This window comes from Streptomyces sp. CBMA123, from assembly GCF_014596465.1.
GTDB lineage: Bacteria > Actinomycetota > Actinomycetes > Streptomycetales > Streptomycetaceae > Kitasatospora.
This window is the reverse complement of sequence record NZ_MECK01000357.1, coordinates 1-11,544: the sequence shown is the minus strand read 5'-3', so window position 1 is coordinate 11,544 and position 11,544 is coordinate 1. Positions and strand designations below refer to the sequence as shown.

9 protein-coding genes are annotated in these 11,544 nt (G+C 72.5%); 2 read left to right on the top strand and 7 right to left on the bottom strand.

Annotated features, from left to right (window positions below; translation table 11 throughout):
• Positions 1-63 precede the first annotated feature (63 nt).
• The 3 genes from BG452_RS30410 to BG452_RS30400 form a co-directional block, all read right to left on the bottom strand.
• Positions 64-1,086 (bottom strand): DNA cytosine methyltransferase, encoded by a 1,023-nt coding sequence (locus BG452_RS30410; RefSeq protein WP_188307567.1) that lies wholly within the window; start codon positions 1,084-1,086, stop codon positions 64-66.
• A 156-nt stretch (positions 1,087-1,242) separates the two neighbouring features.
• Entirely contained in the window at positions 1,243-2,079 is an 837-nt protein-coding gene (locus tag BG452_RS30405) for a phytanoyl-CoA dioxygenase family protein (protein ID WP_188307566.1), read from the bottom strand.
• Positions 2,076-4,139: a DegT/DnrJ/EryC1/StrS family aminotransferase gene (locus BG452_RS30400; protein ID WP_188307565.1), complete on the bottom strand. Its 2,064-nt coding sequence runs from the start codon at positions 4,137-4,139 to the stop codon at positions 2,076-2,078. Before BG452_RS30400 ends, BG452_RS30405 begins: the two co-directional genes overlap by 4 nt.
• Positions 4,140-4,643: 504 nt before the next feature.
• Here BG452_RS30400 and BG452_RS30395 point away from each other — a divergent pair.
• Both BG452_RS30395 and BG452_RS30390 read left to right on the top strand, forming a co-directional pair.
• Complete coding sequence (locus BG452_RS30395) at positions 4,644-5,588, top strand: Gfo/Idh/MocA family protein (RefSeq protein WP_188307564.1); 945 nt, start codon at positions 4,644-4,646, stop codon at positions 5,586-5,588.
• A 158-nt stretch (positions 5,589-5,746) separates the two neighbouring features.
• Positions 5,747-7,783, top strand: coding sequence for an AfsR/SARP family transcriptional regulator (locus tag BG452_RS30390; protein WP_188307563.1), 2,037 nt, complete (start codon positions 5,747-5,749; stop codon positions 7,781-7,783).
• Between the two features lie 123 nt (positions 7,784-7,906).
• On the opposite strand, the gene BG452_RS30385 is transcribed toward BG452_RS30390, so the two are convergent.
• The 4 genes from BG452_RS30385 to BG452_RS30370 form a co-directional block, all read right to left on the bottom strand.
• Positions 7,907-8,890, bottom strand: coding sequence for an NAD-dependent epimerase/dehydratase family protein (locus BG452_RS30385; RefSeq protein WP_188307562.1), 984 nt, complete (start codon positions 8,888-8,890; stop codon positions 7,907-7,909).
• A complete protein-coding gene (locus BG452_RS30380; RefSeq protein WP_188307561.1) occupies positions 8,887-10,368 on the bottom strand; it encodes a glycosyltransferase in 1,482 nt (493 codons plus the stop codon). The genes BG452_RS30385 and BG452_RS30380 overlap by 4 nt, the downstream gene beginning before the upstream one ends.
• Positions 10,369-10,537: 169 nt before the next feature.
• A complete protein-coding gene (locus BG452_RS30375; RefSeq protein WP_188307560.1) occupies positions 10,538-11,227 on the bottom strand; it encodes a PIG-L deacetylase family protein in 690 nt (229 codons plus the stop codon).
• Positions 11,211-11,544 (bottom strand): hypothetical protein (locus BG452_RS30370; RefSeq protein WP_188307559.1); only part of this gene is annotated, 334 nt, incomplete at its 5' end. The genes BG452_RS30375 and BG452_RS30370, both read right to left, overlap by 17 nt.

Sequence of the window (11,544 nt, the reverse complement as noted above, 5' to 3'; positions counted from 1 at the left end):
GCCGGGGCGGAACGGCAGCGTGTGTGCCGTTCCGCCCCGGCGTCACACGACGCGCCGCTCGGCTCACCAGCCGCTCGGCAGCGCGGGGGCGGGGTGGCCCAGAGCCGCACGAATCGCGAGTCCGAGAGCCCGCCCCACCGGGGGCGGCGTCGCATGGCCCACCTGGCGGTACCGGAACGTCTTGGTGCCGGCGAAGGACCAGTCATCGGGGAAACCCTGCAGTCGCGCCGTCTGCTCCACGGTCAGCTTCACCATGTCCGTGCCGTCCGGTGCCGGGTCCCACGAGTCCTCCGGCCCGGGAACGTCATTGGCGACGGTGCCACCGTTGACCCGCATCCGGGCCCAGGAACGCTTGGACCCGGACATCCCCAGATCCGGCCCGCCGCGGTTCCAGGAGCCCCCGACCAGGGTCGGTGCGACCCGATCGGCCTGTGCGGCCCAGGCGGCAGCGTGCGGCCAGCCCTTGGCGGCCATCGAGGGACCCAAGGCCTCACCCACCGTCAGCGGCGGTCCGACATCGGGCACCGGGGGGACGAAGTCGTGGACGGCATCCCCCTTCAACGCCACCAGGACCCCCTGCTTGCGATCCTGGGGCACACCGTGCTCCATCGCATTGACGACGAACCAGCGATGACGGTATCCGAGGTGCGCGAGCTCGGCCTCGATCTCCGAACGAATCGGCTCGTAGGCGGGTTTGACCGCCAACTCGGCGAGGTTCTCGACGAGCAGGGCTCGCGGCTGCACGCCGTGCATGAGCATCACGGTCGCCTCGATCAGTCGGAGCTCCTCGTCGCTGTCCTCGCGTCGCACCGCCGCGCTCGCCTTCACCCGGGGCAGACCGGCCGCCAGGAGGTCCACGTCGTAGACCTCCCGGTGCTCCTCCGGATCGAAGTCGAGAAGGTCGGTCTCCAGGACGTTCCAGCCCGGTCGGTTCAGCCGCAACGTCTCACAGGCCACGGGACGGTTGTCGAGGAGCAACACGGGATCGAACCCGGCCTGCTCCAGTCCTAGCGCGAGCCCGCCCGCACCGGCGCACACGGCGAGGCAGGTCAGACGTTCGCGGCGGGACTCTTCCATGATCACCATTTGCACTCGTCGGAAGCCTCGGCGAAGACTGACGCCCTGAGCCACCGATGATCGCATCTCTTGCCCGCGCACGTCGATGGTCCGGATACGGACGGCCCCTCCTCGAAGGAGCAGAGCCACCGCCGGACCGACGATCCGCACCCCATCGCGAGCTCGTCAGTCGGCCGCCGCGGCGCCGTCCAGCCGGATCAGGCCGAGATCGGCCATGGCCTCCGCGAAGGCCGGGCCGTCCGTCCTGCTCCAGTCGGGGTCGTAGTAGGGGAACCGCTCGGCATCGTATTCGTGGCCGGCCTGCAGGAAGAGGTCGATGTAGTCGTGGGCGACCCGCCGCTCGGCGTCGGTCTCCGGGACCGCGACGTACGACACGCTCCACTGCGCCCGGAGCCTTCCGAACAGGGACGCGTGCCAGAGGCGCACGTCGAACACGATGAGGTCGCCGGGGCCGCAGTCCAGGCTCGTCCCCGGCCACCAGTCGGCCTCACCGGCTTCGTCCAGGGGGCTGTCCGTCGGCCAGGCCGCCCGGTAGTCGGTGAGCCGGTCGCTGAACTCGCCGCGGTGTGAGCCCGCGATCACCTGGAGCGCGCCGGAGTCCGCGGTCAACGGACGGAAATAGGTGACCATCTTCACCGCGTGCAACGCGGGATCAGCGGCGTCCCGATGCCATGGGGAGGCGTCGTTGTAGAGCATCCCCTTGGCCGGCTTGGGTATGACCGGGCCGTCGAGCAGGGCCTCGCCGAGCTCGACCAGACGGGGTCCGGCGACGAGACGCCGGCTCGTGGTGCTGCCCTCCCCCATCATCGGCAGGTAGTACCCCATGGAGCCGGTGACCACGTCGGGGATCTCGGTGGGCAGCTCGTAGGCACTGGCGAGTTGCGCCGTCACCTCGGCTTCGAGGGAGGCGACGGTTCCGGCGTCGAAGAAGCCTTCCAGTTTGAGGAAGCCGAACTGCCGGTAGAAGGAGAGCTGGCGGGGGGAGAGCGCGTGCTGGGTCACGACGACACCTCTGATGTCACGACCGATGCGGCCGACGTGGAGGGGGCGGCCGACGTCGCGGCCGGTACAGGTGATTCCGGCTTTCGGTACTCCGGCGTGGACATGCCGCCCAGCCGGTATCTCAGGGTCGGCGTCTCGGTGCATCCGACGGGGATGTCCAGTCGGCGGATCTGTTCCAGCAGGATGTCGTCCTCGCCGACCCGCGCCTGGATCTCCGCTTCGCTCCGGGTGCGGCGGAATGTCAGCAGGCGCAACAGATCGCGGCGCAGCAGCCACGCCCCCATGTCGACCATGCCGTTCAGGCCCGCCCCGGGGATCACGGCGCGGTCCCGGACGATCGGGCTGCCGGGTTCCAGCACCCGGACCGCGGACAGCTGCTCGAACAGCTCGGCGGCGGCCTCGGAGGGCGGCAGCCACGGGAAACGGTCCACGGTGGCGGGCGAGCCGGAATCATCGATCAAGGTCCGCCACGAGTGCGCCGCCGGATAGCCCGCGTCGGCGACGGCCAGCAGGCTGGACAGGTGGTCGGGGTCCCACTCGTTGTCGTCGTCGAGGAAGGCGATGAAGTCCCCGGTACACCCGGCGACGGCCAGCTCCCGGAGGGCCGCGATCCGCGCGAAGGGTTCGTTCGGCAGCATGCCGTCGGCGCCCAGGGTGACCACGGCACAGCCCGCGTCCGCGACGGCCGCCGGGACCCGGTCCGCGTCCACCCACACCGTCAGCCTGACCTCGGCATCGACATCCTGCTTCGCCACGCCGGCCAGGGCTGCTTCCAGGGTGTCCCGATCTCCCCTGGTGACCATGACGACCTCGATGGTCGGCCGGTCCCGCGGCAGTGCGGGCCGGAGAGCGGCCGGTTCCCGGTCGAGTTCCCGGAGCGTGGCCGCCAGATGGACCAGGCGGGACTCGTCGGCGAGGAAGGCGTGGTGCGGCACCACCACGTACTCGCGGTGCCAGGTCCGGGAGTTGGGCAGCGGTACGGCGGGGGCCCGCAGGGCGGCGTACTGCTTGATGGTCTCCGGCAGGTACAGCGGCCCTTCGACGACCGGCGGGTACACCGAGTCGAGGATCAGGGCGGTCTGCTCCTCCACGGCCGCGATCACCTCGGCCGGACTGCCGACACCGGCCGGGACGCGCACCGCGACGCCGTAGAACGCTCCGCCGGCGACGGCACTCCGGTCGGCGGTCATCGACCACCGGCTCCCGTCGAGGGCCCCGGCCAGGATCGCGACGCCGTCCGCACGGCGCCGCGCCTGCCGGTCGAACCTGGCCAGCTGGTCGACGAGCAGCGCCGCGGCGAACTCGGGCGGCGAGTGGTTGGCCCCGTGGAGCAGGTGTGCGGGTTCCAGCTCGTTGGCGGAGGTGCGCGACACCGCATCGGTGCGCCGGCGCGAGTCCATGACCAGCGACTCCAGCCGGGCCGCCGTCTCCGGATCGTCGGTGAGGACCGCGCCGCCCTCGCCGCTGGTGATGATCTTCGTGGCCTGGAGGCTCAGGATGGAGACGTCGCCGAGCGAGCCGATCCTGCGTCCGTCGGCGGTCGCCCCGAACTGGGCGTGCGAAGCGTCCTCGACCACCGGCACCCCGGGGAACCGCGCCCGGGCCGCATCCACGTCGAAGTGCTGCGCGTACAGATGGATGCCGAGGATCGCCGACGGCGTCTCGGCCAGGGTCGCGACGTCGCCGCACGGCGATTCGGGGGTGGCGTCGAAGAACATCGGCGTGGCTCCCACGCGCAACACCGAGGTGGCGCAGCTGACCCAGGTGGTCGCGGTCATGGCCACGGTGTCACCGGGCCCGATACCCAGGGCGTGCAGCGCGGTCACGATCGCGCTCGATCCGCTGGTGACCAGGACACAGTGCCGGCGGCCGGACATTCGCGCCACGGTGGCCGCGGCGGCGACGTTCTGCGACGGCCAGGTGCTCTTGCTGCCGCTGACGGCCAGCCGCCCGCTCTGCAGTGCCCGGACCACCGCCCGCTCGGTGTCCTCGTCCGCTTCGGGCCAGCGCGGCCAGCAGGAAACCTTCCGCCCGGGCGACGGAGATGGTGCATGGTTCATCGGCGTCAGGTCCTATCCATCTGGGTGGTGAATGCAGCGCAAGACGTCTGCGTGAGGATGACGATGCGCCGGCCATGGGCGAACTGCCGATCGCGTCGACGTCGATATCGCGACCGGCGATCTTCTGCCTGAACTGTGCCGCCGGCCCGCGTCGCAGGGGGTGGCTCCGGCCGGACGGCGCCAGTACACCAGCCACGGATCAACGTCGGATCAACAACGTGTACGCACGTTGTAGATCCGACGTTGAGAGTCCATCCATCGGCGACTGATTGGCTACGGAAAAGCCACCTTCACGACACCCGTTCCCCCGCTGGCGACGGGGCCGGAGCCGCCGCACACGGCGGTACGGCGGTACGGCAGTACGGCAGTACGGCGGTACGGCGGTACGGCGGTAAGCCGCTACGGCGCTACGGCAGTACGCCGACCCGCCCCGCCGGCCGACCACCGCCGGCCGGCGCCGCCCGATCGAACCCGAACGTTCCGAGCAACCTTGGAGTCCTCACGATGAGCACCCGGATCGGCCGACCCCGCATCGCCGTCGTCGGCGGCGGCGGAAGGATCGGTAGCACCCACGCCCGCCATCTCGTCGAGCTCGGAGCCGACGTCACGGTGGTCGAACCCGACCCGGCACGCGCCGCGGCGCTCTCGGCCGCACTCGGCTGCCGCGTCGTCCCGCATGCGGCCGGGCTGCCCGATGCGGACGGGGCCGTGGTGTGCACGCCGACCGATACCCATGCGGCCGTGGTCGCCGGCCTGCTGCCGCTCGGGATCCCGGTGTTGCTGGAGAAGCCGTGCACGGCACAGCCGGAGGCCAGCGCACGCCTCGGCGCGCTCGCCGACGAGGCCGGGGTGCCCCTGCGGATCGGCTTCCAGCGTCGGTTCTCCCCGGAGTACGCCGCACTGCGACGGGAGTACCGCGCCCAGCCCGACCAGTTCGGGTTCGCCGTGTTCACCAGCTTGGACGGGGCCCCGCCGCCCCAGGGGTACCAGGTCGCCGGCGGCAGCCTCGCCTTCGACCTCCAGATCCACGACATCGACCTGGTCCTGTGGCTCTTCGGGTCCGAGGTCGTCGAGGTCTCGGCGTCCCAGAGCGACGCCGGCGCGGCGGCCGACCTCCTGGTGACCACGTTGACGCTGGCCTCCGGGACGGTGTGCTCCGTGGTGAGCAAGCGGGCCAGTCCGGGCGGCTGCCAGGCCTATGCCGAGCTCATCGGCTCCAGCACGCTGCTGGACACCCGGCCGAACACCGCCCCGGGTCCGCACCCCGACTTCCGGTCCCGGTTCGCCGCGGCGTACCGCGCCGAGATGGCGGCCTTCCTCGCGTTCGTCGAGGGCGGACCGGACGAACTGCCGCACTGGCGGGACGCGGTGGCCGCGGAGACAGTCTGCGCCCGGATCGACGAGGCGCTCAGTCCGGCGGGCGCCCACGCCGGGGCATCCGTTGGCTGAGAGCGGGTCGGGTCGGCGCGCGGCCCCCGCGGGCGTGCGGCCCGGCTCGTGCTGACCGATCCGCTGCACGCCCGCTCGCAGGCCGGCGCGGGTGTCGGATGACAGCACCGGGTATCGCCGCGGAATCCCGCGGCTCCGACGCACGACTGGGACGGGACATGTCCAAGGGCCCCTTCACGTTCGACATCATGGGACCGATCCGCGCCGCCCTGAACGGCGCCCCGCTCCCCCTGGGCGGCCCGCAGCAGTGCGCGGTCCTCACGCTGCTGCTGATCCGGGCCGGAGAGTCGGTCCCGCTCCACGAGATCAGCGACCTGCTCTGGCAGGACGACCCGCCGGCCACCGCGGCGAACGTCGTACACCACCACATCAGTGCGCTGCGACGCATGCTCGAACCGGATCTGGGCCGGCGCGACGCCGGACGCTGGCTGCTGCGCAGCAGCGTCGGCTACCGGCTGGACGTCGATCCGGACTCCGTCGACCTGCACGTGTTCCGCGGGCTCGTCGAACGCGGCCGCGACCGCGCCGCCCGATCCGACTGGGAGCAGGCGGCGAGTCTGTACCGCGAGGCACTCACACTGCGGCGGGGCTCCGTGGGCACCGGCAGCCCGCAGAACGTCGCCGGCACCGCCTTGTTCCAGGCCGCCGAGAGCGAGTACGCCAAGGCGGTGGTGGAGGCCGCGCAGATCCACCACCGGATCGGCCACGGGCACTGGATACTCCCTCCGCTCCGGCTGACCGCGGAGCGCTATCCGCTGGACGAACAGCTCCAAGCCGCCCTGGTCCGCGCACTCGGCGCGGCCGGCCGCCAGGTCGAGGCGCTCGACATCTACCGGCGGATCCGGACCACGCTCTCGGAGGAGCTGGGCATCGAGCCCGGCGACGCGCTGCGCGCCGCCCAGACCGCGGTGTTGCGGCAGAGCGTTCGCACGGACGCCACCGCGGATCCGGAGGACACCGCGCCCGCACCGACCGCCGCGGCCCCGCACCCACAGCCAGCCCCGGTCCCGCACCCGCACCCGCACCCACACCCGGCCCCGGCCCCGCACCCACGCCCGGCCCCGCACCCGCACCCATGCCCGGCCCCGGCCCAACTTCCGCCCGGCCTCCCGGTGTTCGTCGGCCGGGACGAGGAGCTGGCCCGGATCCTGGCCCTCGCGGCCGACGCCTCCGGCCCGGTCATCGCGACGATGAACGGTATGGCCGGGATCGGGAAGACCGCGCTGGCCGTGCACGCGGCCCACCTGCTGGCCGAGCGCTTCCCCGACGGGCAGCTCTTCGTGAACCTGCACGGCTTCGACGACTCGGCCGCGGCCCTCGCGCCCGCCGACGCGCTGCGCTGCCTGCTCGAATGCCTCGGCCTGCCGGCCAGGGACCTGCCCTCGACCCTTCCGGGGCTGACCGGCACATACCGCAGCCTTCTGGCCGACCGCAGGGTCCTGATCGTGCTCGACAACGCCAGGGACGCGCAGCAGGTCCAGCCGTTGCTGCCGTCGGCGCCCGGCTGCATGGCCCTCGTCACGAGCCGCAACGTGCTCGAACAGCTGCTGGTCACCCACAACGCCCGTCCGGTGTCCGTGCCGCCGTTCAGCGTGGGCGAGGGCCGTGTCGTCCTGGAGCGGCACATCGGGCCGTCCCGGACGGCCGGCCAGGCGCGGGCCCTCGAGGCGATCGTCGAGTCCTGTCGCGGGGTGCCGATCGCCCTGGCGGTCGCGGCCGCACGCGCGTCGTTGAACCCGGGCCGGCCGCTGAAGTCGATCGCGGGAGAGCTGCGGACCGCGGCGAACAGCCTCGACGCCTTCTTCTCCCCGGATCCCGACCTCGACCTGCGCCGCGCCCTGACCTGCTCGTACCGGGTGCTCGACGACGCGACGGCCCGGCTCTTCCGGCGCCTGGGCGAGGGCGCGGACCGCCGTGTCCGGGTGGAGGCCGCAGCCGCGCTCGCCGGGTTGCCGGTGGCGCGCTGCCGGCAGTTGCTGGTCGGCATGGTCGCCGAGTCCCTGATCTCCGAGCCGACACCGGGCTGCTTCGAGATGCACCGGTTCGTCGCCGACTACGCGCTCGAAGCCGAGCACCGCGTCGAATCGCCCGCGGCACAGGTCGCGCAGGCAGACTGCACAGGCGGCCGCGCCCGGCACCGCGCCGCGCCCGCCCGCCGCCCGGTCCACCGGCTGGCGGCTCCGTCGACCGGTTGACGCGCTGCGGCGACCACCCCTCCCGCGCCTGGCGCCGGCCCGAGTCGGCGCCAGGCGCGGCCGCATAGGGATCCCCGGGCCGCGCCGGAACGCCGGGCGGACGAAGCACGTCGCACCGGTCCCCTACCCGAGCGCCGACGCCGCGCGCTGATACGCCGCCACGTCGGCGATGATCGTGGCCAGGTCGTGGCGCGGCCGGTAGCCGATCTGCGCGAAGGCCTTGGCGCAGTCGGGTGCGCGGCTGGGCACCTCCTCGAAGCCCGGGCCGTAGGTCTCGTAGGCCTGCTGGTACTCGACGTGCACGATCTCGCTCGATGACTGCGTGACGGCGACGACCCGCCGGGCCAGCTCGGCGATGTCCACCTGTTCGAGGCCGCCCAGGTTGAACGTCCCGCCGTGGGCGGTCTCGTCCTCGAGCAGCGCGACGAGCGCCGGGACGATGTCGAGCACGTGGCAGAAGCAGCGCCGCTGCGCCCCGCCGCCGTAGACCGTCAGCGGATCGCCCGCCAGCGCCTGGCCGACGAACCGCGGGACGACCATGCCGTAGCGTCCGGTCTGCCGCGGCCCCACCGTGTTGAACAGCCGCACCGTGACCGCCCGCAGCGCGTGCTTGGCCACGTAGCCGTAGGTCAGCGACTCCGCGACAGCCTTGGCCTCCGCGTACGTCCAGCGGCTCAGCTGGGGCGGGCCCAGGATCTGGTCGTCCTGCTCGGTCAGCCGCGGCTTGCTGTTCTTGCCGTACACCTCGCTGCTCGACGCCATCAGGATCGGCACGTCGTGTGCGTGCGCGGCGGCGAGGACGTTCTCGGCACCGTGGATGTTGGTCCGCAGTCCGCCGAGCGGGTCCTCCAGGACGTTGAACACCCCGACCAGGGCGCCGAGGTGGAACACCCGGTCAACCGTGGCGACCTCGCGTCGCACCAGTGCCTCGTCGCAGACGGAGCCGGTGACGGTGCGCAGGCGCGGGTGGCTGCGCACCGACGCCAGATTGGCCATGCTCCCGGTGGTCAGGTTGTCGAGGACGACGACCTCGTCCCCGGCCGCCAGCAGGTGTTCGGTCAGATGGGAGCCGATGAATCCGGCTCCTCCGGTCACAAGGCTTCTCATCGCGGTACACGTTCCTCACCCGCGGGCAGGCCCACATCGGTCAGTTCGGTCATCGGCCAGGAAATCGGTGCGCAGCGGAACGCCGCCGGTCCGGAGGTGCCGGCCTCGTCCTCGGTCGGGTCGAACTCGGACGGGTCCAACTCGGACGGGTCGAACTCGGTCGGGTCGAACTCGGTCAGGTCGAACTGGTGCAGTTCCCGGCGGAGCGGTGTGGTGAACTCCCAGTACGGGCGGTCGTACGCCGCCAGCGCCTCGCTCAGTTCGGGGTCCGGCACGGGCACCGGCGCGGTGCTCACGCCGGACAGGACGAACACCTCCCGGCAGACCCGGTCCATCTCGGCCAGCACGCGGCTGAAGGTACCGTCCGGGAAGTGACGCCAGTAGTCGGTGATCACGCCGAGCGCGTAGTGCTTCCCGGCACCCGGGAGCCGGGTCCCGAGCAGCGGCAGGTGGTGTCCCGGGCCGTCGGGCAGGTCGGCCGGGTAGCACACGGTGTCCGGGGCGGGCAGGCCCGCCGGCCAGCCCTGCGGGGCGCCGACCAGCAGGACGGGGCCGTCCGCGTCCGTGATCCGGCGGGTCAGCCGGTCCAGGGCGGCCAGGCGGCCGCAGTCCGCGGTCGCGGCGTCCAGGCCGTCGGAGAACCGTTCCAGCGCGGGGATCAGGTCGCGGGAGTGGGCGATGTCGTAGCTGCACACCGCCTCGACGTCCAGGCTCGGGTAGTCGCGCACAAGGATGTGTTCGTTGCGCCGGTCGCGCACCACCTCGCGGTTCCGGTCGCGCTCGTGCGGCTGGTGCAGGGTGATCGCCGCGGGGGCGAAGACCGTGGGCAGGCCGGCCCGGGCGAGCCGGTAGCCGAGTTCGATGTCCTCGATGCCCTTGACCTCGAACCGCGTGTCGAATCCGCCGACGAGGTCGAAGAACGACTTGGGCACGGCGGCGTTGAGCGTCCAGAAGAACGCCCAGTCGGCCGGACGGGGCCGGGCCAGCAGCTCGGTGAGGGGATCGTGCAGCGAGGGGGTCCGGGCCAGCCGTGCGAAGACGGCGTCCGGATCGGAGAAGTCCCAGTCCGCTCCGAGCTTCAGTCGCCATGCCTCCGGCGTCAGTTCGCGCCCGGCGCCGTATCCGCAGACGGCGACCGGGCCACCGGCCTGGGCGTCGAGGTGGGCGCGCAGCAGGTCCGGGTGGCACAGGCAGTCGGCGTCGAGCAGGACCAGCAGCCCGCCGCGCGCCGCCGCCGCGCCCGTGTTGCGGGCCACGCCCGCGCCCCGGGCGCGCTCGTGCCGCAGCAGCCTGATCCGGTCACCGTCGGCGAACTGCGCGACGGTCTCACCGACCGGCTCGTCGGACCCGTCGTCCACCACGACGATCTCGAACGCACCCGGGTCCAGGGTCTGGCGCCGCAGGCTGGCCAGGCAGTGCTGCAGGGCTCGCGTCCGGTTGTGGGCGGGGATGACGACGGTGATTTCGGGTTCTGCCATGCCTGGGGTTCCTTCCGGTCGGGGCCGTCGGCTCCTCTCGGAGCCGGTCGGCGTCGGCGGCGTGGGCCGGGCCGTGCGTGTCGGACACGGCACCGGCGGCGTAGGCCGGGCCGTGCATGTCGGACACGGCACCGGCCCGGGCGCGGATCAGGTCGATCCCGTCCGATGGCTACAGGACGGTCCGGTGGACTTCGAACGCCTCCGCGTGCCGCACGCCGATCGCGGCACCCCGCAGGGTGGCGAGCGCCGCGATCGACTCCTCGCTGCGGATGTGCGGAGCGGGCCGGTGCTGGGACCGGTAGGCCCGGATCGCCGCCAGCTTGGTGTCCAGACGGCCGGTGATGTCGGCGTACGCGGTGGACAGCGGCAGCGGTTCGGACGCCCACTGGATCTTGGACGACTCGTAGCTCATCACATGCGGGACGAGCCACTTGCCGAACTGGGAGCCGATCGGCCGGGCCGCGGCGAAGCCGGCGGCGAAGGTGGCCGCATGGTCCTGGTCGTAGTCCCGGCCGCTGGGCAGCAGCAGCAGGTCCGGGCGCAGCCGGTCCATCTGCTCCTGGAACAGGTCGACCAGTTCCCTGCGGGGAAGCGTGTCGAGCCGCTCGTTGAGCTGCCGGTCGCCGTGGACGACGGTGTAGCCGAAGCCGAGCAGCGCACTGACCTGTTCGATCTCGTCCAGCCGCGCCTGGTAGGTGACCGGCTCGTCCAGCCCGTAGTGCGCCATCCCGTCCACCGACAGGTACACCACGTGCACCTCGCCGCCTGCCGCGGACACCGAGGACAGCAGCCCTCCGCAGCCGAGCACCTCGTCGTCCGCGTGCGGCGAGAGCACCAGCACGCTATGGAAGTTCCTCACGGTTCAGGCTCCTTTCCTTGTCGCTGTCGCCCGGCCACGCCCGCGTTCCGGAGGCGTCGCCGTCGGGGCTCCCGGTGCCGTCGGGGCTCCCGGTGCCGTCGGCGGCTTCGGCGAGCAGCGTTCTGATCGATGTGGTCGACACGAACGGGAGGCCGGCCAGGGCGGCGAGGGGCTCGGGCCCCACGGCGGCGAGCGCGGCCAGGTCCTCGAAGGTCGGCGGTGTGTCCGGCTCGTCGGTCAGCGCGTCCCAGGCGCGCAGCCGGCGCCCGAGCTCGACCACCGGCTCCGGGCCGGGGCCCACCGCCGCGACGGCGTGG

What these genes read in the sequence shown, in the direction of transcription:
- BG452_RS30390 (WP_188307563.1), top strand. Translation starts at nt 5,747, where the DNA reads ATGTCCAAGGGCCCCTTCACGTTCGACATCATGGGACCGATCCGCGCC.
- BG452_RS30385 (WP_188307562.1), bottom strand. Translation starts at nt 8,890, where the DNA reads ATGAGAAGCCTTGTGACCGGAGGAGCCGGATTCATCGGCTCCCATCTG.
- BG452_RS30380 (WP_188307561.1), bottom strand. Translation starts at nt 10,368, where the DNA reads ATGGCAGAACCCGAAATCACCGTCGTCATCCCCGCCCACAACCGGACG.
- BG452_RS30410 (WP_188307567.1), bottom strand. Translation starts at nt 1,086, where the DNA reads ATGGTGATCATGGAAGAGTCCCGCCGCGAACGTCTGACCTGCCTCGCC.
- BG452_RS30400 (WP_188307565.1), bottom strand. Translation starts at nt 4,139, where the DNA reads ATGAACCATGCACCATCTCCGTCGCCCGGGCGGAAGGTTTCCTGCTGG.
- BG452_RS30395 (WP_188307564.1), top strand. Translation starts at nt 4,644, where the DNA reads ATGAGCACCCGGATCGGCCGACCCCGCATCGCCGTCGTCGGCGGCGGC.